This window comes from Mycobacterium sp. 1245805.9 (genome assembly GCF_001672915.1).
In the GTDB taxonomy this organism is placed as follows: Bacteria; Actinomycetota; Actinomycetes; order Mycobacteriales; family Mycobacteriaceae; genus Mycobacterium.
The window spans coordinates 108395-130052 of the sequence record NZ_LZKR01000029.1; the positions used below are offsets into that span (position 1 = coordinate 108395).

Annotated in this window: 20 protein-coding genes; 9 read left to right on the plus strand and 11 right to left on the minus strand. The window is 64.9% G+C overall.

All coding sequences use genetic code 11. The annotated features are described in order from the left end of the window. Window position 1: 1 nt before the first annotated feature. The 4 genes from A9X00_RS04860 to A9X00_RS04875 all read right to left on the minus strand — a co-directional run bounded on the left by A9X00_RS04860 (window position 2) and on the right by A9X00_RS04875 (window position 3718). Window positions 2–550: a hypothetical protein gene (locus A9X00_RS04860; protein WP_067149785.1), complete on the minus strand. Its 549-nt coding sequence runs from the start codon at window positions 548–550 to the stop codon at window positions 2–4. Between the two features lie 42 nt (window positions 551–592). Continuing rightward, window positions 593–1825, minus strand: a complete 1233-nt coding sequence (locus A9X00_RS04865) for a cytochrome P450 (RefSeq protein WP_067149787.1) — start codon at window positions 1823–1825, stop codon at window positions 593–595. Next, the gene (locus A9X00_RS04870) at window positions 1822–3054 is read right to left on the minus strand and encodes a CaiB/BaiF CoA-transferase family protein (protein ID WP_067149789.1); all 1233 of its coding nucleotides are present in this window, start codon (window positions 3052–3054) and stop codon (window positions 1822–1824) included. Before A9X00_RS04870 ends, A9X00_RS04865 begins: the two co-directional genes overlap by 4 nt. Before the next feature lie 133 nt (window positions 3055–3187). Continuing rightward, window positions 3188–3718 (minus strand): nuclear transport factor 2 family protein, encoded by a 531-nt coding sequence (locus tag A9X00_RS04875; RefSeq protein WP_082974687.1) that lies wholly within the window; start codon window positions 3716–3718, stop codon window positions 3188–3190. Between the two features lie 115 nt (window positions 3719–3833). Here A9X00_RS04875 and A9X00_RS04880 point away from each other — a divergent pair, with 115 nt between their 5' ends. Together A9X00_RS04880 and A9X00_RS04885 are read left to right on the plus strand one after the other, a co-directional pair. Beyond that, a complete protein-coding gene (locus A9X00_RS04880) occupies window positions 3834–5447 on the plus strand; it encodes a class I adenylate-forming enzyme family protein (protein ID WP_067149793.1) in 1614 nt (537 codons plus the stop codon). Window positions 5448–5514: 67 nt separating this feature from the next. Continuing rightward, the gene (locus tag A9X00_RS04885; RefSeq protein WP_067149795.1) at window positions 5515–6594 is read left to right on the plus strand and encodes a dihydrodipicolinate reductase; all 1080 of its coding nucleotides are present in this window, start codon (window positions 5515–5517) and stop codon (window positions 6592–6594) included. Here A9X00_RS04885 and A9X00_RS04890 read toward each other — a convergent pair. Then, window positions 6591–7373: an SDR family NAD(P)-dependent oxidoreductase gene (locus A9X00_RS04890; RefSeq protein ID WP_067149797.1), complete on the minus strand. Its 783-nt coding sequence runs from the start codon at window positions 7371–7373 to the stop codon at window positions 6591–6593. The genes A9X00_RS04885 and A9X00_RS04890 overlap by 4 nt on opposite strands. 85 nt (window positions 7374–7458) lie before the next feature. On the opposite strand from A9X00_RS04890, the gene A9X00_RS04895 reads away from it, so the two are divergent. Continuing rightward, window positions 7459–8271, plus strand: coding sequence for a mycofactocin-coupled SDR family oxidoreductase (locus A9X00_RS04895; RefSeq protein WP_067149800.1), 813 nt, complete (start codon window positions 7459–7461; stop codon window positions 8269–8271). Window positions 8272–8295: 24 nt separating this feature from the next. Here A9X00_RS04895 and A9X00_RS04900 read toward each other — a convergent pair whose 3' ends face one another. Beyond that, a complete protein-coding gene (locus A9X00_RS04900) occupies window positions 8296–9360 on the minus strand; it encodes a hypothetical protein (protein ID WP_067149803.1) in 1065 nt (354 codons plus the stop codon). A gap of 222 nt (window positions 9361–9582) precedes the next feature. Here A9X00_RS04900 and A9X00_RS04905 point away from each other — a divergent pair, with 222 nt between their 5' ends. After that, window positions 9583–10620 (plus strand): dihydrodipicolinate reductase, encoded by a 1038-nt coding sequence (locus A9X00_RS04905; protein ID WP_067149946.1) that lies wholly within the window; start codon window positions 9583–9585, stop codon window positions 10618–10620. A 130-nt stretch (window positions 10621–10750) separates the two neighbouring features. Here the strand turns inward: A9X00_RS04905 and A9X00_RS04910 are convergent, their stop codons facing one another. Both A9X00_RS04910 and A9X00_RS04915 read right to left on the minus strand, forming a co-directional pair. Next, window positions 10751–11815, minus strand: a complete 1065-nt coding sequence (locus A9X00_RS04910) for a dihydrodipicolinate reductase (RefSeq protein ID WP_067149806.1) — start codon at window positions 11813–11815, stop codon at window positions 10751–10753. A 13-nt stretch (window positions 11816–11828) separates the two neighbouring features. Beyond that, on the minus strand, window positions 11829–13067 hold the full coding sequence (locus A9X00_RS04915; protein WP_067149809.1) for a cytochrome P450: 1239 nt from the start codon (window positions 13065–13067) through the stop codon (window positions 11829–11831). A 132-nt stretch (window positions 13068–13199) separates the two neighbouring features. Between A9X00_RS04915 and A9X00_RS04920 the strand changes: the two genes are divergently transcribed. Beyond that, on the plus strand, window positions 13200–14258 hold the full coding sequence (locus A9X00_RS04920) for a dihydrodipicolinate synthase (protein WP_067149812.1): 1059 nt from the start codon (window positions 13200–13202) through the stop codon (window positions 14256–14258). On the opposite strand, the gene A9X00_RS04925 is transcribed toward A9X00_RS04920, so the two are convergent. Next, window positions 14250–15395 carry an ABC transporter substrate-binding protein gene (locus A9X00_RS04925; RefSeq protein ID WP_067149824.1) on the minus strand — a complete coding sequence of 382 codons (1146 nt, stop codon included), beginning with the start codon at window positions 15393–15395 and terminating at the stop codon, window positions 14250–14252. The two genes, A9X00_RS04920 and A9X00_RS04925, sit on opposite strands and share 9 nt — an antisense overlap. A 116-nt stretch (window positions 15396–15511) precedes the next feature. Between A9X00_RS04925 and A9X00_RS04930 the strand changes: the two genes are divergently transcribed. The 4 genes from A9X00_RS04930 (at window position 15512) to A9X00_RS04945 (ending at window position 19572) form a co-directional block, all read left to right on the plus strand. Further along, window positions 15512–16144 carry a TetR/AcrR family transcriptional regulator gene (locus A9X00_RS04930; protein WP_067149828.1) on the plus strand — a complete coding sequence of 211 codons (633 nt, stop codon included), beginning with the start codon at window positions 15512–15514 and terminating at the stop codon, window positions 16142–16144. Window positions 16145–16264: 120 nt separating this feature from the next. Next, window positions 16265–17545, plus strand: coding sequence for an amidohydrolase family protein (locus A9X00_RS04935; RefSeq protein WP_067149831.1), 1281 nt, complete (start codon window positions 16265–16267; stop codon window positions 17543–17545). Further along, a complete protein-coding gene (locus tag A9X00_RS04940) occupies window positions 17538–18329 on the plus strand; it encodes an SDR family oxidoreductase (RefSeq protein ID WP_067149834.1) in 792 nt (263 codons plus the stop codon). Before A9X00_RS04935 ends, A9X00_RS04940 begins: the two co-directional genes overlap by 8 nt. A gap of 79 nt (window positions 18330–18408) precedes the next feature. Continuing rightward, the gene (locus A9X00_RS04945) at window positions 18409–19572 is read left to right on the plus strand and encodes an NDMA-dependent alcohol dehydrogenase (RefSeq protein ID WP_067149837.1); all 1164 of its coding nucleotides are present in this window, start codon (window positions 18409–18411) and stop codon (window positions 19570–19572) included. A 12-nt stretch (window positions 19573–19584) separates the two neighbouring features. Here A9X00_RS04945 and mshC read toward each other — a convergent pair whose 3' ends face one another. Further along, window positions 19585–20820, minus strand: coding sequence for a cysteine--1-D-myo-inosityl 2-amino-2-deoxy-alpha-D-glucopyranoside ligase (mshC, locus tag A9X00_RS04950; RefSeq protein WP_067149840.1), 1236 nt, complete (start codon window positions 20818–20820; stop codon window positions 19585–19587). Between the two features lie 26 nt (window positions 20821–20846). Further along, window positions 20847–21614, minus strand: coding sequence for a 3'(2'),5'-bisphosphate nucleotidase CysQ (locus tag A9X00_RS04955; RefSeq protein ID WP_067149843.1), 768 nt, complete (start codon window positions 21612–21614; stop codon window positions 20847–20849). Window positions 21615–21658 lie beyond the last annotated feature (44 nt).

The following is a 21658-nucleotide window of genomic DNA, read 5'->3' on the forward strand; positions in this document are numbered from 1 at the left end:
CTCAGCCCACAATGCTGCCTTCACGCAGGAAGTTAACGGTGTAGGCCTGATACGTCAGGCTGTCGCGATCGAGGCCGATGAGATCGACGAAGGGATACCACTCCCGGGAATCGACGAACCAGTCCCAACGGGTTATGTGGCCCTCGTCGTTGGTCCACACGTAATCCCATTCGTGAAGCTGGAGTACCGTGCCGTCGGTCAGCGTTCCCGCGTAGGTGTCGCGGACTGCGAACCCCCAATCGGCAGAGGTGCACTCGAACGGAGTGACGATTCGAAAGTCCGGCATGTGCTTCCACCACATGCGGAATTCGCACGTGAGCATGTCTCCGTCGGGCGCGTACTTCTGCATGGCCGCGAGAACCTCCTCCGACGCCAGGTCGGCCATCACGTGATCGGCGCCGCCGTTGAACAGGGGGCACATCATTACAGCGTCTGGTGCGTAGACCCACTCCTCGCCGTAGCTGATTTTGCCGGTCTCGGGAGCCTTCGCGTAGGTCTCCCACTTCCCGTGTGCGATCCTGCGGTGTAGAGCCACGCGATCAGAGGTCATCTTTTCCCGCTTTCATAAAGGAGCGAACACAATTCAGTCCCGTCAGTCCCGCTTGCGCACGGGAACGTTGGCCCAGCCGAAAACATTCGACATGGCCACCCGGCGCAACCCGCCGCGGTCGACTTCGTACTCCGGGATGAGGTCGAGCAGCGCGTCGAGAGCGATGCGGCTCTCCATCCTCGCCAGCGCCGCCCCCAGACAGCTGTGAATGCCGTAGCCGAACGCGAGATTGAAGCCCATCTTGCGCTCACGGTCGATGTCAAGCCGATCGGGATCCGGGAACATCCGTTCGTCGCGCGTCGCTGACCCGGTGACAAGCAGCACGGCGCTACCTTGGGGAATCACGTTGTCGTGCAGCACCACATCGCGGGTGGCGGTGCGAACCTGGTACTGCGACGGCGCCTCGTAACGCAATAACTCTTCGACCGCCGCGGGAATCTTGCTGCGGTCCTGTCGCAACTTCTGCCACTGGTCGGGAAAGTCGGCGAAGGCGACCATGGCGTTGCCGATCAGCTTGGTCACGGTCTCGGCTCCAGCGCCTCCGAGCATGGTCGCGAATCCGGTGATATCTACGTCGGTCAGTTTCTCCACCTGACCGTCGCGCTCGATCTCGGTCTCGATAAGCCGGCTGATCATGTCGTCGCGGGGTTCGGCGCGCCGCTGCTGAACAAGGTTGTAGTAGTAGATGCCGGTCTTCGTCGATGCCTCGAAACCTTCTGCGGGAACCGCGATCTGACCCGGGCGCCGTTCGAGCAACAGGTCGAGCCAGTGCCGGATCTGGTCACGATCCTGCTTCGGCACCCCGAGCATGGTGGTGATGATCTCGTTCGGGAACCGGGCCGAGAAGTCGGCCACCACGTCGAAAGAAGACGGGTCGATTGCGTGGATTCGTTCGTAGACCTTCTCGCGCACCATGTCTTCCAGCGCGGCAATGGCGCGCGGGGTGAACACGCTGCTGACCAGCCTGCGCATCTTGTTGTGCTCCGGCGGGTCCATCGAAATGATCACTTTCGGCACGGGTAGCGCATCGTCATGCGCGTGCACCATGTCCAGCGTCGCGCCCTTTGCCGACGAATATGTTTCGTGGTCTTTGGTGGCGGGCGCCACGTCTTCGTACCGGGTCAGAGCCCAGAAATCCCACCTGGCGTTGTAATAGACCGGAGCCTCGTCCCGCAGCCGCCGGTAGGTGTCGAACGCCCCGTTAAAGAAGTCTTCAGAGAACGGGTCGAATTCCACGGGGCTGCCGGCGACTTCGTGTGACGTCGTCGCGCTCATAGGATCGCTCCGGTCTCCTTGTAAGCCGCGATGGTGTCCCAGTCGAATCCTGCCTCCATCAACACTTCTTCGGTGTGCTGGCCGTGCTCGGGCGCCCCCGGCGGGACGACGGCATGCTCGTCGAACTGGACGGGGTTGGTGGGCAGCGAGTACGACGCACCGTTCATCGTCGTGGTGCTGGCGATATAGCCGTTCGCGGACACCGCCGGGTCATGACACAGCTCCCCCGGCGTCTGCACCACGCCCCAGGCGCCGGAAAGGTCTGCGAGCGCTTCCCGCCATTCGGCGAGTGTGTGTTGGGCAAACGCGTTGTCCATCAGCGAAATAAGCTCAGCGCGGTTGGCGAATCGCGCTGCTGGGCCGGCGAACCGCTCATCATCGATCAATTCGGGTAGGCCGATGGCGCGCATCGCTTCCGGGTAGAACTTGTCGAGTTGCAGCATCATCAGCTGGACGTAACGCCCGTCCTTGGTGCTGTAGGTCCCCACCAAGGGGTTGGGCGCGTCGCCGTGGCTGTAGTGCGGGACGGCGCCGCCGCCGTGGATCTGGCTGACTGCGACGTCGGGGCTGAGGTTCCAGGCCGCAAGCCCAAGCAGGGAGACATCCACCACCGATCCCTGTCCCGTGGTCGCCTTGCGGTACAGCGCGGCCGCGATGCCGCCAGCGATCGTCATTCCTCCGAGCAGGTCGCCGAAGGCGGGTCGCGAGCGCACCAGCTCCTCGGCGTCCTCGGTGAGCACGGTGGCGATGCCGCCGCGTGCCCAGTAGGAGACACCGTCATAGCCGGGCTTGTCGGCATCGGGCCCCTTCGGACCGTGGCCCGACCCGCGGACGTACACAATGCTGGGGTTGGCGGCTCTGATGTCGTCGACGTCGATGCCCATTTTCTTGCGCCGACTAGGCAGGTAGCTGGTGAGGAACACATCGCAGGTCGCGGCCAGCTTGCGGATAACGTCCTGGCCGCCGGGAGTGCGGAGATCGACGCCGATCGACTTCTTCCCCCGATTGGGTATCTCGATCATGTAGTTGACCGTGCCGCCGCCCTCGTCGACGATGCCCATTGTGACCAGTCCACGCTGCGGGTCACCGCCGTCACGCGGCTCGACCTTGATGACCTCGGCCCCCCACTCCGCCAGGACGGCGCCGGCCGACGGCACGAACGTCCACGCGGCGACCTCCAGCACACGCACACCGCTGAGTACTTTGTCGACGGAAATGACGGCCTCCATTGGTCGCGGTGGGATGGGTGCGAGCGCACCACCAGGTCAGCAACGGCGATAACGCCTGTTTGCATTGTTTGAGAATGTCAGTTCTATGCGGTTTTGTAAACCGCGCCGACCGGCAAGCAACCCGAGCTTAAGGCTACGGACGTGCCGACAGCCGTTCGGGCAGCGCCGGATCCGCGTCAGCCCAAAATGCCTGCCAAGTCGGCATGCGTTGGGGCATGGCCGCGCGCAACGGAACGTCAGCCGGCCAGCGCATGAACTCCGGTCCCGGGCGCTCCGTCACATCGACTGAATACCAGGGATGCTCCCTCCGCTTGACGAAACACCACTGGCCATCGCGGCGCTCGTAGACGTCGTCATAGCGCATCGCGATCACGTACCACCCGTCACCGTCCTCGTGTTCGGCGCGGCAATAGACCGATCCGATCGCGTGCGTGGCGTCGACGAAGTCAAACTGGTGGCCGCAGATCAGGTGGATGCTGCGGTAGAACCGCCGAAGCACCCCGTCATACCAACGTTTCAACGCATCCCTGCCACGGCCTTCCGCGCCGGCACCGACATCGTCGACGAAGAGCCCCACCAGGGTGTCGAGGTCCCGGGCGTCGAGGGCCATCGCATATTTGCTGGGCAGCTGACTGATTGCGAGGCTCGATTCCACACGGTCCAATCTGTCGCCGGCTATCGAGCTCCGCAGTTCTGTGGCCATGGCGGATATTGTAAGCGGAGCCCGGAGGGCGAGAACCGGTGTTACCGTTTTCCGGAAATCCTACTATCCTGCGCTCATGCCCTTCCCGAAGATCTCACCCACGATCCCCGCACTGGTGAGATTTTGCGCGGCACGCTTCGGAGACAAGGCTTTCCTCATCGCCGACGGCCAGGTATTGACCTATGCCGACCTCGATCGGCGCTCGGCTGCACTCGCAACTGCCCTGTTGGCTCAGGGCATCGGCAAAGGCGATCATGTCGGAATCCTGATGCCCAACAGCGTCGACTGGGCGCTGGCCTGGTTTGCCACCACACGCATCGGCGCGGTGGCCGTTCCACTCAACACCTTCTACAGGGCGTCCGAACTGGCCTGGACTGCGCGTCATGCCGACCTGAAGGCGATCCTCTCGTGGTCACGATTCCGCAATCAGGACTTCCTCGCCCTCCTCGAGGAGGCGCTGCCGGGATTGGCCGATGAGCGCGAGCCGGACCGCATCGCGGTGCGCGTCGCTCCGTTCCTGCGGACCGTCGCGGTGTGGGGAGCGGCATCCGATCGCGCCTGGACGACGACGATCGACGCCGATCGCCCGATGTCCCTTCGCGACACCGACTTTCTCGTTGACGTCGAATCGTGTGTAACACCGGCCGATGACGCGATGATCATCTACACCTCAGGCAGCACGGGCGACCCCAAGGGACCTGTGCACAGCCAGGGCACACTGGTCCGGCACACCTACAACCTCACGTTCATGTACACCGTCACCCACGACGACGTGATGTTCACCTCCATGCCCTTTTTCTGGGTGGGCGGGTTGATCACCGGATTGCACGCGGTGATCCACCACGGCGCCACCCTGGTCACCCAGCCCGCGTTCGACGCGGGAGAGGCGTTGGAACTCATGGAGCGCCACCACGCGACCATCGCGCTGGGCTGGCCGCAGCAGGGCAAGGCGTTGGCCGAACATCCCGACTTCTCGGCACGCGATCTGAGTTCGGTGCACCGCACCAGCATGCCGGCGATGGTGCCACCGCAGCGTCAGCCCAAGGGCTCGAGCGGCCTGGGAATGAGCGAGCTGTGCGGCAATCACCTGGGAATCGACCCGTATCTGCCGCAGGCGCCCGATCGGTCCGAAATCGGCGGTCCACCAATTGAAGGGCTGCACCATCTGATCGTCGACCCCGACACGGGACAGCCGGCGCCCGTTGGCGCGCAAGGCGAAATATGGGTTCGCGGGTACTCGTTGATGCAACGCTTGCACAAGCGCGAGCGGGAAGAGGTGTTCACCCCGGACGGCTACTACCGGACCGGCGACTGCGGCGTCTCGTACGACGACGGTTGGATCAGGTTCACCGGACGCTTGGGCGACCTGATCAAGACCGGCGGTGGCACCAACGTCACACCCGGCGAAGTCGAACTGGCACTGGCCGAGTGCGACGGCGTACTCGAGGCGTACGTGGTCGGCGCCGAGAGCGATGACGGGACGGTGGTCGCCGCGGCGGTGGTGCCCCGCGGCGAATCGACACTCAATGGCGAATCTCTGCGAGAGCAACTGCGCGCGCGCCTCTCGGCGTACAAGGTGCCGAAGTTCATCTGGGTCACCACAAAACAGGACCTCCCTTTCACCGCGACCGGGAAAGTGAAGAAGTCGGAATTGGCGCGGCAGCTCAGCGGGCTGTTGTCGGCCCGCTAAGGGCCGAACTCATCGCTTCCGATCCCCGATCTGTAGCCAAGAAGCACCGAGTGAAGGAGCAAGGCCCTTGTCAGACAAAGTGTTACGCGTAGCAGTCATATCGACAGGCGGTGTGGGCAGCATCGCGGTGCGGGCGATTCACCGCCGAGCACACCTCGACCTGGTCGGGGTGTGGGTGCACAGTCCCGAGAAGACGGGCCGCGATGCCGGTGAGGTCGTCGGCCTTGGCCCCATCGGCGTGACGACCACATCCGACCTCGACGACATCATCAAGCTCAGGCCGGACTGCGTGGTCTACGCGGCTTTGGGTGCCGACATGGATGCGGCCGCAGTTCCCGACTATGTCCGTTTTCTGAAGGCCGGCATCAACGTCGTCACGACCAACACACCGGGAATGATGTTTCCCGAGAGATGGATTCCCGACCTGGCAGACCAAGTGCGCGCGGCGGCGCTCGCCGGCGGCGTCACGATATACACCTCGGGTATCGAACCGGGTTTCGCCGGCGATCAGTTCGCCGTCATGCTGTCGACCCTGTCCAACACCATCCGATCGGTCCGCGCGCAGGAGATCATCGACTACTCGGCCTACCCCAATGAGTACTCGATGTTCGACGCGATGGGCTTCGGGCGTCCGCTGGACTTCACGCCGCTGCTCGAGCTGGAAGGCGCACAGCGGTTCGCCTGGGGACCGCCGATCGGTCTGGTGGCACGAGCCCTTGGTGTCGAGCTCGACGAGGTGACCGAACGTTACGAGCGGGCGATCACGCCACGCGACCTCCACGTCGCGTGCGGGTTGATCCCCGCAGGCACCTGTGGGGCGGTGCGTGCCGAGACGACCGGGGTGGTCAACGGCCATCCGGTGATCACCATCGAGCACATCAACCGCATGGCTCCCGATCTCGCACCCGAATGGGCGTCAGCGCCGCACGGCACCTACCGCATCGTCATCGAGGGCGAACCGCACATCCACTGCGATCTTCGGTTCGGCACCGAACCGACCGCGAAGTCAGCGAACGACGACGCCATGGAGGCGACAGCCATGCGCGTGGTCAACGCCATCCCGTACGTTGTCGATGCCGCCCCCGGCATTGCCACCTCGCTGGATCTCCCGATCACCGCGCCCCGCGACGCGTTGGATTTCAGCTAAACGGTGAACATCGGGCCACGAGGCGCGCCCCTTACCTCGTTGCCGCCGTCGATCGCGAAACTCTGCCCCGTCATCCAACTCGACTCGGGGCCGGCGAGGTACCGGACGCCGGGCGCGATATCCTCGGACACCCCGAGCCGGCCCAGCGGGACACGTTCGAGGAAGCTGCTGGTCAACTCCTCCAGGTGAATGTAGCCCTGGGTGGTGGCCGCCTCCGTCAACCCGGGCCGGACGGCGTTGACGCGAATTCCTTTCGGCCCGAGTTCGGATGCCGCCACTCGGATCATCATCTCGAGCGCGGCCTTGCCGGCCGAGTAGTGCCCCAGTCCCTCCATCGGGATCTTCGACGACGTCGACGAGATGAACACGATCGACCCGCCGTTCGTCATCAGCGGCGCCGAGTAGCGCATCGCCAGGAAATTGGACCGCAGATTGCCCATGACGAAGTTGGTGAAGGTCTCAAGGTCCTGCCCGATCAACGGACCTGTGCCCCCGACGGCCACCGTACCGAGGACGATGTCCAGCCGCCCGTTGACGTCAAAGGCCGACTGGGCGGCTGCCGCGACGGTCGACTCGTCCTCCGGATCGCCCTTCTGGAGGACGATTTCGGCCTCCGGAGCTACGGCGAGGATGCCCTCGCGGGTCGCTTCCAGGCGCGTGCTCGACCTACCGAGCAGGTATAGCGTGGCACCGTCGGCGGCCAACAGCCGGGCACTCGCCTGAGCGATTCCGGCCGAGGCGCCCAGAATGAACGCGGTCTGTCCGTCAAGTACACCCATGCGATCGTAGAATACTCATTCTCAGCAAAAGATAAAGGAAGTTCTCGTAAGCGGCGTACTGATGTAGCGTACCTGTGTGCCAGACATGACCGGCAAGGTTGTATTCATCACGGGGGCCGCCCGCGGCCAGGGCCGTGCCCACGCCGTCAGGTTGAGCGCCGACGGCGCCGACACCATCCTCGTCGACATCGCGGGCCCACTGCCGCCAAGCGTCCCATACGATTCGGCCACGCCCGAGGAGTTGGCCGAAACCGCCGACCTCGTCGCTGCGAACGGCAGGCGCGCCGTCACCGCCATCGTCGACACCCGCGACTACGACGCACTGTGCGCCGCCGTCGACAAGGGAGTAGCCGAACTCGGCCGGCTCGACGTGATCGTCGCCAACGCCGGCATCTGCTGTCCGGCTCCTTGGGACCAGGTCTCCCCCAGCGATTTTCAGGACACCATCAACATCAACCTGGTCGGCACTTGGAACACGGTGATGGCTGGCGCCAAGCACATTGTTGCCGGTGGGCGGGGCGGGTCGATCATTCTCATCGGATCGGTGGCGGGAATAAAGATGGAGCCCTTCATGGTGGCCTATACGGCGAGCAAACACGGCGTCACCGGGCTCGCCAAATCCTTCGCCGTCGAACTCGGCCGCTACGACATCCGGGTGAACAGCCTGCACCCGGGATCGGTCGCGACGCCGATGGGTAGCGGCCGGATGATGGAGGCAATGCAGCACGCCGCCGAGTCGTACTCTCACCTTCAGTACGGATTCAGCAAACAACTCCTACCCAACGCGGTGACGATGCCCGAGGATGTCGCCAACGCGGTCGCGTGGCTGGCCTCCGATGAGTCGAAATTTGTTACCGCAGCCGCGATCTCAGTGGACGTCGGGGTCACCCAGGCATAGCGAGTCGAGTAACGAGTTCGTGGTTCACTCGTAGAAGGGTCCCGGCTTGCCCGATTCCCGAAGATGCCCGTACGGGTCGTACACCTTGATATTCGGATACGGGTTCTGCTCGTAAGCGGGTTCGGACAGGCCCGCGGCCCGCAGCCCGGGCCGCCCCGCCAGCGGCGTCGCGAACGACACGAGACCTATTGCAACCGAGACTAGGAGCTGTCGCGTCAGCGTGATCCCGCTGCCGTCCCGACGCGCCGGAAGCCAGCGAGCGACCCGGTTGATCAGCACCAGCTCGCCGCCTTCCCCGCGGACGCACATGACGGCGACCATGCCGAAGATTATTGAGTCGTACACCGCCATGATTAGCGGGAAATAGATATGGCCGATTCGCAGTACAGGCCCGACGGCTTCGGTATAGAAGAAGATGCCGAAACGCATCCAGGTGAACTGGATCATCCCGTTGATGGGGATCGCGACGATTGTCGCGCCTATGAACACCGCAATCAGTCGATGGCGGGCGAGCCAACCCACCCGCCGCATCAGCGGGTCGATAAACCGGTCGTGCAATTGCAGGAAAGCCAGGCCGTTGAGGAGGTAGTACGCGGCGTAACCGCCGAGGAACGCCAGCGCCGGCTCCAGGTTCGGCGAGATGTTCATATACGGCCATGACAGCGGGAAGTGCAGCATGCGCGGGTCGAAGATCGCGAACGTCGCCCAATTGGCCAACGGATCCAGCGCCCCGGTGATCAGACCCGCAAACGCGATCACCACCGCCCAGTGCACCTTGCGCTGTCTCACCGAAAGCCACACCAGCGTTGCGACCAGACCGATCGCCATCGGAATCGAACTCAGGGCAACCGCAAGCGGCCAGTTATCGAAGCCGAGGAACGGCGGATAGGGCGTCGGGCCGGGGTTTGGGTTGGTGATCCGCGAATTCCCGTGCGTGCCCGATTGCATGGTCGCGACGGTCACGACCGCGAAGACCAGATAGGCGACGATGAAAAGTCCCCATCCGAACCACGACCAGGACGGCGACCCAATCCCTCCGGTCGGCTCGGCGGAGTCCGAATCGGTATTTGAGTCAACGGTATTCGTCATCTCACAGCCTCACCGGCGACGTAGTGCGTTAGACATAAACGCCGCTCCTTCCCTCGGCGTACTTTACGAGTCCGAGAATGTGCCTGATAGGAATCGAGAATAAACGTTACCAATATGGCAGAGTGGGGGTGCCGCCACGGCGCGAAGGGAGTTCAGACATTGACCGCGCATTCCCGACGGCTTCGAGTCATTCAGTGGGCGACCGGCGCCGTGGGCACTGAGATGATCAGCACGATCCTCGACCATCGGCCCGATCTCGAATTGGTCGGGGCACGGGTGTATTCGGACTTCAAAGATGGTGTCGACGTCGGGACGCTGGCCGACCGGAGCCCGATCGGCGTCACCGCCACCACCGATGTTGGCCAAATTCTGGCGACGGACGCCGACATCGTGCTCTACGCACCATCTTTCACAAGCCTCGACGATGTGTGCGCGCTGTTGGAGAGTGGAAAGAACGTCGCGACGGTCTCTTTCCTGTTCCACCCCCGGCGCATCGGCGAAGCCGACCGCCGGCGGCTGCTGGCAGCATGCAAAAAGGGCGACAGCACGATCCACGCCAGCGGTCTCAACCCGGGCAACCTGTCCGGCGTGCTGCCGCTGGCCCTGTCCGGGATGAGCCGCACCATCGACCGGTTCACTCTGCAGGAGCGCGCCGACTGGTCGCTGTGGGAAAGCACCGGAATCACCTTCGACGGAATGTGGTTCGGGCGACCTCCCGAGGACATCACCCCCACGGCTAACGAGTTCCTGACCTTCAATACCGCTCTGTTCACCCAGCAGACCTGGTTCATCGCCGACACCTTGAACGCCGCGATCGACGATGTCACGGTCACCGTCGACGCGGTGCCGGCGACGAAGGACTTCCAGATCTTCGACCATCAGGTGCGCGCCGGCACGACCGCCGGTCAGCGCTGGAACTTTGTTGGACACCGCAACGGCGAGCCGGTCATCGAGTTCGAGACGCTGTGGACGGTCGGCGGCGAATACCCCACGCATTGGCCGACACCGGCAGACGGCTGGACCCTCACGCTCGAAGGCGACCCGTCCATGCGGGTGCATTTCTTCTGCGTGGCCAGCTACACGCGGCCGGCGTCAATCGAGGAGCATGTGCGGGCTGGGCTTGTCGCCGTTGCGATGCAGGTCGTCAATGCCATACCCGCGATATGTTCCGCGCCCGCGGGTTTCGCCACGATGGCAGACCTTCCGCTGATCCGCAGCTATACGGGTTTTGGCGACGGGCCCATCATCGTCACAGACTGACGCGGTGGAAGTGAGCGCCTGGGCGGCAGCGGTCAGGAACCCGTGCCTGACGCAAACGGTGTCGCGGTGAACGCATGCTTCATCTCCTCGAAGATCCTGCCTGGCACAAATACCCTCGAAAGATGCCCGGCTACGTTGTGGGCACGGCGCCGCGTTCGGTCCAGTGCGCGACGAACGGAGTGATCGTCGAGAGGTCGTAAAGCCCCGGCTCAGCCGCAATCACGGCCGGGATGGCATTGATGGCATGCATGGCGGTTGCCAGACAACCCTGCTCGGCGTGATCCTCGTCGTGGGAGCCGACCACGAGATGGAAACTCATGTTGGGCCTGCCCTCGAAGGTCACCGCATACCCGATGTCCGTCGGCCAGTCGGGGGCTAGGTCGTCGGCCATCCTGGTGAGATGCTCGACGGCGATCGTCGTCTCGCCGCAGTCGACGACGACACCGAAGCGCATGGCGCCCACGGTTCCCGCGGGAATCTCCCCGGCCGCCACCGTCAGCGCCCTCGGCGTCGTAGCGACCTCGCGAAACCCCTCGACCGACCGAATCTCCAGCCCGAGCGCCTGCGCCAGCACCGTCGCGCTTCCGATCCAGGCGCTCGCGGCGTAGTCGGTGTTGGTCAGCAAGGGCGTGGTGTCGTCTGGTGCATGACCAAACCCCATCGCGTTGAAAATCAGGTCGTGGCTGGCGTAGGTCGAGTAGTTCAGCACCTCCCGCACACTGATGCGGCTGCTGCGCTCGGTAAGCCGCGACAGTATCGGCGCCAGTGACTCACCGACGAAGCCCGGATACAGGCCGAGCCCGAGGAACGAGGAACCGCCTGCACGGCAAGCCTTTTCGATGCCGTCGTCCAGCGATTCGTGCAGCGAGCGGGGATGGATGAACCGGCTGCCGGTGGCTACCACGTTCTTGCCCGAAGCCAGCAAGTCGCACACATCGGCAAAGCAGCCGGGCGTGTCGGTTTCGACCTTTCCCATGTACAGCACGACGTCGGCGTCGGTGGCGATCACGGCGTCGCGGTCGGCGGAGGTCAGCACGCCGGCATCGGGAGCCCCGCACAGGGTGCCCGCGTCAAGCCCGGCTTTCGCCGGGTCGTACACCCGCACGGCGACCAATTCCAGGTCCGGACGGCTCAACACGTGGCGCAGCGACATCATGCCGGTCACCCCGGTCGCCCATTGGATCACGCGAGTCATGTTCAGGCGAACCTCAATCCCATATCACGTCCAGGCGCGGCGGCGAACGGAACATCGTGCCGCTCACGTAGGGCGGCGGGGCGTCGGGATCGAGCCGCAGGCCCGGAAGTTGGTCGAAGAGCGCGTTGAAGAACTTGGTGCTCTCCAACCGTGCCAAGTGCATTCCCAGGCATAGATGGGCTCCGTGACCGAACCCGATGTGCGGCTTGCGTTCCCGGAAGATGTTGAAGGATTCGGGGTCGTCCCAGCGCGTCTCGTCATGGTTGGCACTACCGAGGTTCACCATCATGGTCGATCCCTTCGGGATGTCCAGCCCGAAGAATTCGGTGTCGGTGCTGACCTCCCGGATGAAGTTCAGCAGCGGCGTCTCCCACCGGATGCCCTCCTCGATCGCCTGCGGCAACAGGCTGCGGTCGGCGCGCACCGCGTCGAGTTGGTCGGTGTGGGTCAACAGGGCCAGCGCGAGGCTCGCTGTCGATCGCGACGTGGTCTCCGCTCCTGCCGGCAGAAGATTGCGCATGAATCCGTAGATCTGCTCGTCGGACATTTTGACGCCGTCGATCTCGGCCTGCGACAGGATGGTTACCATGTCGTCCTTCGGCGACTTGCGTCGGTCGGCGAGCACACCGACGAAGTACTCCTTCATCTCCGCCGACGCTTTCATGGCGGTCTCCATGTCGGCACGAAAGCCGAGCAGGTCGATCGCCAGCCGGTGAAACTCTCCGATATCTGATTCCGGCAATCCGAGAAGCGCCGCGATGATCCGCACCGGGATCGGCATGAACACCGCGTCGACCAAGTCGGCACGCTTGTCGTCGCGGAACTTGGCGATCGTGCGATCCACCAGCGGCCCTACCAGTTCGGAGTCCCAACGTTTCATCGATGACTTGGCGAAAGCGAACTCGTGCAACCGGCGGTAGGTGGCGTGCTCCGGCTCCTGCATCTCCAGGATGGTCGGTCCCTGTAGCGGCCGCACCATGTCTTCGTAGATTCGCGTGCTGAAGGTGAGATTGTCGGTGAAGACGGCTTTGACGGCGTCGAACGAGTACGCCGTGAACGTCTTCTTGCCCCCCGGCCCGTCCTCGGGGACGCCCATCTCCGGCCAGCCCGGGTGGACGGGCGCCTTCTTGCGCAGCTCGCGCAGCAACGGATAGGGGGTCGCGTCGCCGTCGGCGCCCATCCCGGCGTTGAACTTCTCCTGTGCCTCGCGGATGCGCCGCTCGATGTCGTCAGTAACCGCCGGCTCGGCCACCTGCCACCTCGCATAAGCTCGATCAACCTACAAGCTGTCGGTTGCAAAGGTACATCATGTAGGTTGAACGAACCAGAACACCGGCAAACCTGCGAAAGCACAACCTGGAGAATTTGATTGGCTGTTCGAGTCGTGCAATGGGCGACGGGTGCGGTTGGTCGCGCCGCGCTGCAAGAGCTCATCGAGAATCCTCATTATCAACTGATCGGTGTGCTCGTGTACGACCCGGCAAAAACCGGCCTTGACGCCGGCGCGCTGTGCGGGCTGCCGCCGACAACGGGCGTGATCGCCACGGCGGACAAGGACGAGATCATTGCGCTGGGCGCCGATGTCGTCGTGCACGCGGCCAGCAAGGCGCACGCGATCGAGACGAACGCCGAGGACATCTGCCGACTACTCGCGGCGGGCAGCACGGTCATCACCACGACGTCGTACAACCATTTGCCAACCTACGGCGCCAAAACCGAGTCGGCGTTCGTCGATGCCTGCCGACAGGGCGGGTCACGGTTTCACGCAGCGGGCGAGAACCCCGGGTTCATGTTCGAACGCCTGGTCGCCACGGTGACGGGGCTGAGCAAAACCATCGACCGGATCGACCTCTATGAGGCCACCGACGTGTCGGCCGTCGACAGCCGGCCGATGCTCGTCGACCTCATGGGCATGGGCAGGCCGCCCGAAGACGTCACCGTCGATTCCCCGATCATCAAAAAGCTCGACATGGCGTACCGCCAGGCGCTCAACGCCACAGCCGACGTCCTCGGGATCACCCTGTCGCACATCGACGTGACCGTCGACGCGACCACGCTGCCCCATGACATCGAGGTCCTCGCGGGCACGATAGAGGCAGGAACGGTTGTCGGGCAGCGGTTCTCGTGGACCGGTCACTGGTCGGGGCGCCCGCTGCTGGCCATCCACGAGGAGTGGGTACTCACCCGCGACCTTCCCCAGTGGAATATGGCGCCGCTGGCGCCCGGCGAGAAGGCGCCGCTCATCCGCGCGGTCATCAAAGGCCAGCCGAACTTCGAACTGCAGCTCGACGTCGGATCTGACGCTTCAGCGTCGCCGGGCCAGCACGCCGTCCCGGGTCACCTGATGATCGCGATGGGCGCGGTTCGCGCCATCCCCTACGTGCTTGCCCAACCGCCCGGCATCGTGACCGCGCCGGTGTTCGGTGCGATCCAACTAGCGTGAGCTGAGAGCGACCGCGCGCGCGATGTGGTCGCTGGGCGCCGCATGGAACACGTGTGCGCTGCCGTCAGCCAGCACCCTTCGGGCCACGAGGTAGTCCGAACCCATCCAGCCCTGCCGGATGAACCGGCCGAACCGCAAAAACGTCCCCGGGGCGCCGCTGGCCGATGGGACGAGTTTCACCTGCTCCATCCCGTTCTTCACGCCCTCTCCGGTCAGCGGGCGCGCCGCGGCGATGGCGCGCACGATCACGGTGGCCGCGTCGTGCGACAAGCCCGGCATCGAATGTCCCGGGCGGCGTCCGTATCGGGCCTCGAACCGGTCGAGGAACGCCTGCCCGACGGTATTGCGCTCGTCGTAGCTGTCCAGACCGATCCAGCCGGACAGGTGCCGCATCCACTCCGCGCTGATGTGGGCCATTTCGAAGGCGGTTGTCGTGTAGCGCGGCGGATCCCAGCCCGTAGCCAGAAGCGCATCCGTAAAGCCCCACAGACCGTGCCCGAACCCGACGTGCACCAGCGCGTCGGGTTCCGACGCGCGCAGCGCTACCACCGCTGCAGTCTTGTCGGCCTCCACCTGCGGAATCGCTACGGTTGCAACGACATTCAAGCCGGCTGCGTCGTAGGCTTTCTGAGCGAAGGCGAGGTACTCCTTGCCGATCAGCGATGACTCGTAGGCAATCGCGATCCGCGACCGGCCGTCGCCGATCATCACCGCGGCCAGCATCACCGGCTCCTCGGCCATCGAACCGTTGTTCAGCGCGAAGCACCACTCGCCGAGCGCGCCCTCCGAACCTGAGAGGGTGACGATCGGAACCCGCGCGGTGGCCTCGACGTGCGAACGCAGCGGCACCACGTTATCCGACACCCACGGCCCGTAGATCGCCAAACAACCCTCCGCCGCGAGCTCGTCGAAGGCCCGCTCGACCGCGAGGTAGGTTCCGTTGGGCAGGCCGACCACGTTGCGGGTGACGAGTTCGATCGGCCGGTCGATCAGCCCGGAGGATACGGCTTCATCCATCACCAGCCGTAGCGCATCGATGCTGTCGTTGTCGGTGTCGCCGGTGGTCGGATAATCGTTGAGCAAGCCAACTTTCAACGGAGCGACCGAACCGTATGCGCGAACCTCGTCGTCTGCCATAGCGGCAACATACCGGATGAAGGTTGTCTAACCGACCACGAATCTCGTCGTGCGCTGAGGAAAAGAACCGGCCGGGGCACTCAACATTCAACCTGAATGTTGCTACGATCGCCAGCATGGCGAAGCGCGGTGGGGCGGACGAGGAGCGGAGGGCCCGAGGGGAGCAGACTCGTCTGGACCTGATCGACGCGGGTCGCGAACTCTTCGTGGAATACGGATTTTTCAACACGAGCGTCAGCGACATCGTGGCCAAGTCGGGCGTGGGGACTCGGGGCGCGTTCTACCACCACTTCAAGGACAAGGCCGAGCTGTTTCGCGCCGTGTTCGAAGACGTCGAGAAAGACCTCACGCTTCGGTCCATCGCCGCTCCCCCGCCGGGGGCGGACCCCTGGGAGCGGCTTACCAGGGGTCTGCACGGGTTCCTCGAAGCGGCACAGGAGCCTGCGGTGCAGCGGGTAATACTCGTCGACGGACCGGTGGTGCTGGGCTGGCAAACCCTGCGCGAAATCCAGGAGGGCAACAGCATCGCCCTCATCAACGACGTGGTCCGCGAGGCGATTGCTGAAGGGATCATCGACGATCAGCCCGTCGGGGAGCTGACGCACATGATCGTCGCCGCGCTTGAGGAGGCCTCGCTTCTGGTGGCGCATGCCGCTAACCCCAGCAGGGCGCGCCGGCGGGCCGCCAAAGTCCTCGACCGTCTCCTGCTCTCATTTGCCATCGAGCCCCAAAAAGTCCTGCGGCGGTGATCGCTTGGCCACTGCTTGGGGGACCCTCGCCGCCATCGCGGAAATGCATATTTCCATAAATCGAAATCGCGCCTCCGCTTGCCTGATAATGTCGTTTTCAACCTCTGGCCAAGGAGACCCATGCAGCCCGAAGACATGATCCTGGTGAGCGTCGACGACCACCTGGTCGAGCCCCCGAACCTGTTCGAGGGCAGGATCCCAAGCAAGTACGCCGACCAGACGCCGCGAGTCATCCGCCAACCCGACGGGTCGGAGGTCTGGACCTTCAACGGTGGGATCATTCCCAACATCGGCCTCAACGCGGTGGCGGGGCGCCCGCGCGAGGAGTACGGCATCGAGCCAACCGCCTTCGACGAGATGCGACCCGGGTGCTACGACATCCATGAGCGAGTCAAGGACATGGACGCGGGCGGCGTGCTCGGGTCGATGTGCTTCCCGTCCTTCCCCGGCTTCGCCGGCCGGCTGTTCGCGACCCACCCCGACAAGGACCTTGCGCTCGCCGTCACCCAGGCGTACAACGACTGGCACATCGACGACTGGTGCGGCTCCTATCCGGGACGCTTCCTGCCGATGGGATTGCCCGTGCTCTGGGATCCGGAGCTGTGCGCCAAAGAGATCCGTCGTAACGCCGATAAAGGCTGCCACTCCGTGACTTTCACCGAAAATCCCGCCACGCTCGGATTCCCGAGCTTCCACGACGAGTACTGGGATCCGATGTGGCGGGCGCTGTCGGATACCAACACGGTGCTTTCGGTCCACTTGGGTTCCTCGGGCAAGATCACGATGACCGCCGACAACGCCCCGATCGACGTCATGATCACGCTGCAGCCGATGAATGTGTGCTCGGCGGCCGCCGACCTGCTCTGGTCGCGCGTCATCAAGAAGTTCCCCGACGTCCGGTTCGCACTGTCCGAGGGCGGCACCGGATGGATCCCCTACTTCATCGATCGGCTGGACCGCACCTACGAGATGCATCACCTGTGGACCGGCCAGGACTTCGGCGGCAGGCTGCCCAGCGAGGTGTTCCGGGAGCGCTTTCTGACCTGCTTCATCGCCGATCCGATCGGAATCAAACTCCGCCACGACATCGGCATCGACAACATCGCCTGGGAGTGCGACTACCCGCACTCCGATTCGTCGTGGCCTTTGGCGGCCGAGGAACTCGCCCTCGTCATGGCCGGGCTGCCCGACGACGAAGTCAACAAGATCACTTACGAGAACGCTTGCCGGTGGTATTCGTTCGACCCGTTCGAACACCGCACCCGCGAGCAGTGCACGGTGGGCGCCCTGCGCACCGAGGCCGGCGACCACGACGTCGAGATCCGCAGCTTCGACCACGCCCGGTTCGAACGCACCACAGGCGCGACCCTCGGCTCCGTGAGCGCGAAGCTCGATGTCTGACAACGGCCGGCAGCCACGCGTCGCGGTCGTCGGCGCCTCCTCCGGACTCGGCCGATGCATCGGCACCGGACTCGCCCAGCGGGGTGCGCACGTCGCGCTGCTGGCGCGTCGATACGACAGGCTGGTCGAAGCGGCCAAGGAAGCGGGCAACGGTGCGGTGGCCGTCGCCTGCGACGTCACCGTAACCGACAGTTGCCAGAAAGCGATCTCCGAGGCGGTTGGTGCGCTGGGCGGCCTCGACGCCCTGGTGTACACGACCGGCATGGGCGTGCTCGCGCCACTGCGTGATGTGACCGCAGAACAATGGGCGCGGTTGTTCGCCACCAATGTCACCGGTGCCTCGCTCGCCACCGCGGCCGCCGCGCCACACTTGGCCGCGGCGGGGGGTTCGGCCGTGTACCTGTCGTCGCTGAGTGCGTCCTATACGACGCCGTGGCCAATGCTCGGCGCCTACGCCGTGACGAAGGGCGCGTTGGACAAACTCATCGAGGCCTGGCGCGTCGAACATCCGGAGATCGGCTTCACCCGCCTCGCGGTGGGCGACAGTCTCGGCGGCAGCGGCGACGCGCAGACCGAGTTCAACAAGAGCTGGGATCCCGACGCGTTGGAGACGGCCATCCGGTTCTGGATGGAGAACAAATACATGCTTGGCGGGTTGGTTGACGCCGAGCATCTGACCGAAGTAGTCAATTCCGTGATCCGTTGCGGGAATAGCAGTTTCATCCCCTACTTGACCTTGGCGCCGCGCAGCTCCGACGCAGTGAAGGAACTTCGCAAATGGTGAACCACGAAGCGCGAATGCTGATCGATGGCAAGCTCGTCGCATCCGAGACCGGGCGGCGGTTCGAGATGAAAGAGACGCGATGAAGTCCAAAGCAGCGGTGTTGCGCGGTGTCGGCGTGGACTGGGAAGTCACCGAAGTCGAGCTCGATCCACCGCACGCGGGTGAAGTCCTGGTCAAGATGGCCTACGCGGGAATCTGCCACTCGGACGAGCACTTCTACACCGGCGACAGTGTGCCGACCCCGGAGATGGAAGAAATGATGCGGGCGTCCGGCCTTCCCGTGCCCGAATGGTTCCCGATGCTCGGCGGCCACGAGGGCTCCGGCGTCGTCGAAGCGGTCGGCCCCGAGGTGAAGGCACTCAAACCCGGTGACCACGTGGCCATCTCGTTCCTGCCTGCCTGCGGCAGCTGCCGATGGTGCGCCACCGGGTACACCTACCTGTGCGACATTGGCTCCGACATTTACAGCAAGGCAATGACCACCGACGGTACCCGGCGTCGTCACCTCGCCGGGGAGGACCTGATGGCGATGATGCAGGTGGGCACCTTCTCCGAATACGTTGTGGCATCAGAGCGTTCGCTGGTCAAGATCCATGACTGGATCCCCCTGGAGGCAGCCTCCCTCGTGTCGTGCGGCGTGACAACGGGATTCGGGTCAGGTTCGATCGCGGCGGGCACGCAGGCGGGTGACACGGTCGTTGTGGTCGGCGTCGGAGGAATCGGCATGAATGCCGTGCAGGGTGCGAAGATCGCGGGTGCCAAGCACATCGTCGCCGTCGACCCCAACGAGTTCAAACGCCAGATGGCACCCTCGTTCGGCGCCACCCACACCGCTGTCGATGCCGGTGCCGCGCTGGAAATGGTCAAAGAGATCACCTGGGGCGTGATGGCCGACCGGGTAGTTCTCACCCCCGGCGTCGTGCCGGTGGACTTGGTATTCACAGCAATGATGTTGTTGCGCAAGGGCGGGACCTGTGTGGTGACGGGGATGGCGAAACTCACGGAGATGATGGTGCCCATGCTCCTCGCGGACATGGTGAGTTCCTGTAAGACCCTCAAAGGCGTGCTCTACGGGGAGATGAACCCGCGCGAGGCCATGCCCAAGCTGCTATCGATGTACGAGGCGGGCCTGATCAAGCTCGACGAGCTGGTAACCCAGAAGTACAAGCTCGACGACATCAACGAGGCGATGAAAGACCTTCGCGCCGGGAAGAACATCCGCGGCGTCATCGCATTCGAGTAATAGTGACGCTTCCTAAAGCTGCACCCCGAGCAGCGCGTCGACCGCCGTCGCCACCAACGCCGGCGCCCCGGCATCGTGGCCGCCGTACTCGAGCGCGTCGGTCACCCAACCGTCAAGCGCGGCAAGGGCTTTCGGGGTATCAAGGTCGTCGGCCAGGTACCGGCGCACGCGGGAGATGGCGTCGGCGGCGTCCGGGCCGGCGGGCAGGGTGGTCGCGGTGCGCCAGCGCCGCAGCCGGTCGGTCGCGTCGTCGAGCACCTGCCGGCTCCAGAAACGGTCCGCGCGGTAGTGCCCGGCCAACAGCCCCAGCCGGATGGCCGCCGGCTCGACGCCTTGGGCGCGCAACTCCGACACCAGCACCAGGTTGCCGCGACTCTTGGACATCTTGTGTCCGTCCCAGCCGATCATCCCGGCGTGCACGTAGTGGCGGGCGAATCTCCGCTCGCCGCGGACACATTCGGCGTGGGCGGCGGTGAATTCGTGATGCGGGAAGATGAGGTCGCTGCCGCCGCCCTGGATGTCCACGGGGCTGCCGATGCGGCTGAGCGCGATTGCCGCGCACTCAACGTGCCAGCCGGGCCGGCCCGCGCCGAACGGCGAGGGCCAGCTGGGCTCGCCGGGCCGCTCCGCCCGCCACAACAGGGCGTCGAGTTCGTCGGTTTTGCCGGGGCGGCCCGGGTCGCCGCCGCGCTCGGCGAACAGCTGCAGCATGGTGTCGCGGTCATAGCCGGACTCGTAGCCGAACTGCATGGTGGCGTCGGCCCGGTAGTAGACGTCGGGATAGTCGCCGTCGAGGACATACGCCGCACCCGACGCCAGCATCTTCTCGACGAGTTCGACCACTTCGGCGATCGCCTCGGTCGCCCCGACGTACTCGCGCGGCGGCAGTATCCGCAGCGCCGTCATGTCCTCGCGGAACAGGGCGACCTCCCGATCCCCCAGCGCGCGCCAGTCGACGCCGTCGCGCTCGGCCCGCTCGAGCAGCGGGTCGTCGATGTCGGTGACGTTCTGCACGTAGTGCACGTCGTGACCGAGGTCCAGCCACTGCCGGTGCACCAAGTCGAAGGCCAGATAGGTGGCCGCGTGTCCCAGGTGGGTGGCGTCGTAGGGGGTGATGCCGCAGACGTACATGGTGGCTTTCGACCCGGCCGCCACCGGGCGCACCTGCCGGTCGGAGGTGTCATACAGCCGCAGCTCCGGGCCGCGCCCCGGCACCACCGGGACCTGTGCGGAAGACCACGTCTGCATAACGTCGACTCTAAACGCGCACGGGATCAGCGAAATTCCTGGCGGATGGCGCCGAGCAGGATCGGCGCCAGCTCGGCGCGGCACATGACGAAGTCGGGCAGGTACGGGTCGAGCTGGTTGTAGCGCAGCGGCGAGCCGTCGAGCCGCGACGCGTGCATGCCGGCGGCCATCAGCACCCCGGCCGGGGCGGCCGAGTCCCACTCCCACTGCCCCCCGGCGTGCACATAGGCGTCGACGTCGCCGTCGATGACGGCCATCGCCTTGGCGCCCGCCGATCCGATCGCCACGGGCTGAATGTGCAGCGTCTGGCGGATGCGGTAGAGCACCGCGGGTGGCCGGGTGGCGCTGACCGCGATCCGGATGGTCCCGGGGATGCCGGTGCGCGCGGCGCCGGCGGTCACGGTGTCGCTGCGATACACCGTGTTCCCCCGGGCCGGCAGCGAGACCGCCGCATCGGTGATCTCGCGCTGGCCGTCGGTCGGACGCTGCCACAGCGCGATATGGACCGCCCAGTCGTCGCGGCCCGGCGTGGAGAACTCGCGGGTGCCGTCCAGCGGATCGATGATCCACACCCGGTCGTGATTGACCCGGGAAAGGTCGTCGTAGGCCTCCTCGCTGAGCACCGCGTCGCCGGGCCGCTCGGCCCGCAGCCTGCGCAGGATCAGCGCGTTCGCCAGGCCGTCCCCCGCGTCGCCAAGCGCCCAGGGATGGCCGAAACCGACTTCGTCGCGCACCTTGAGCAGCAGCTCCCCCGCGTCCGCGGCGAGATCGGCGGCGAGGGCGGCGTCCGTCATCTCACCCGGCGCGGAAGTCACCGGTTCAGTATCGCCGACGCAGA

Bases quoted from the DNA above. Each gene is read 5' to 3' on its own strand.
- A9X00_RS04860 (WP_067149785.1), bottom strand. From the start codon at position 550: ATGACCTCTGATCGCGTGGCTCTACACCGCAGGATCGCACACGGGAAG.
- A9X00_RS04865 (WP_067149787.1), bottom strand. From the start codon at position 1,825: ATGAGCGCGACGACGTCACACGAAGTCGCCGGCAGCCCCGTGGAATTC.
- A9X00_RS04870 (WP_067149789.1), bottom strand. From the start codon at position 3,054: ATGGAGGCCGTCATTTCCGTCGACAAAGTACTCAGCGGTGTGCGTGTG.
- A9X00_RS04880 (WP_067149793.1), top strand. From the start codon at position 3,834: ATGCCCTTCCCGAAGATCTCACCCACGATCCCCGCACTGGTGAGATTT.
- A9X00_RS04890 (WP_067149797.1), bottom strand. From the start codon at position 7,373: ATGGGTGTACTTGACGGACAGACCGCGTTCATTCTGGGCGCCTCGGCC.
- A9X00_RS04895 (WP_067149800.1), top strand. From the start codon at position 7,459: ATGACCGGCAAGGTTGTATTCATCACGGGGGCCGCCCGCGGCCAGGGC.
- A9X00_RS04900 (WP_067149803.1), bottom strand. From the start codon at position 9,360: ATGACGAATACCGTTGACTCAAATACCGATTCGGACTCCGCCGAGCCG.
- A9X00_RS04905 (WP_067149946.1), top strand. From the start codon at position 9,583: ATGATCAGCACGATCCTCGACCATCGGCCCGATCTCGAATTGGTCGGG.
- A9X00_RS04910 (WP_067149806.1), bottom strand. From the start codon at position 11,815: ATGACTCGCGTGATCCAATGGGCGACCGGGGTGACCGGCATGATGTCG.
- A9X00_RS04925 (WP_067149824.1), bottom strand. From the start codon at position 15,395: ATGGCAGACGACGAGGTTCGCGCATACGGTTCGGTCGCTCCGTTGAAA.
- A9X00_RS04930 (WP_067149828.1), top strand. From the start codon at position 15,512: ATGGCGAAGCGCGGTGGGGCGGACGAGGAGCGGAGGGCCCGAGGGGAG.
- A9X00_RS04935 (WP_067149831.1), top strand. From the start codon at position 16,265: ATGCAGCCCGAAGACATGATCCTGGTGAGCGTCGACGACCACCTGGTC.
- A9X00_RS04940 (WP_067149834.1), top strand. From the start codon at position 17,538: ATGTCTGACAACGGCCGGCAGCCACGCGTCGCGGTCGTCGGCGCCTCC.
- A9X00_RS04945 (WP_067149837.1), top strand. From the start codon at position 18,409: ATGAAGTCCAAAGCAGCGGTGTTGCGCGGTGTCGGCGTGGACTGGGAA.
- mshC (WP_067149840.1), bottom strand. From the start codon at position 20,820: ATGCAGACGTGGTCTTCCGCACAGGTCCCGGTGGTGCCGGGGCGCGGC.
- A9X00_RS04955 (WP_067149843.1), bottom strand. From the start codon at position 21,614: ATGACGGACGCCGCCCTCGCCGCCGATCTCGCCGCGGACGCGGGGGAG.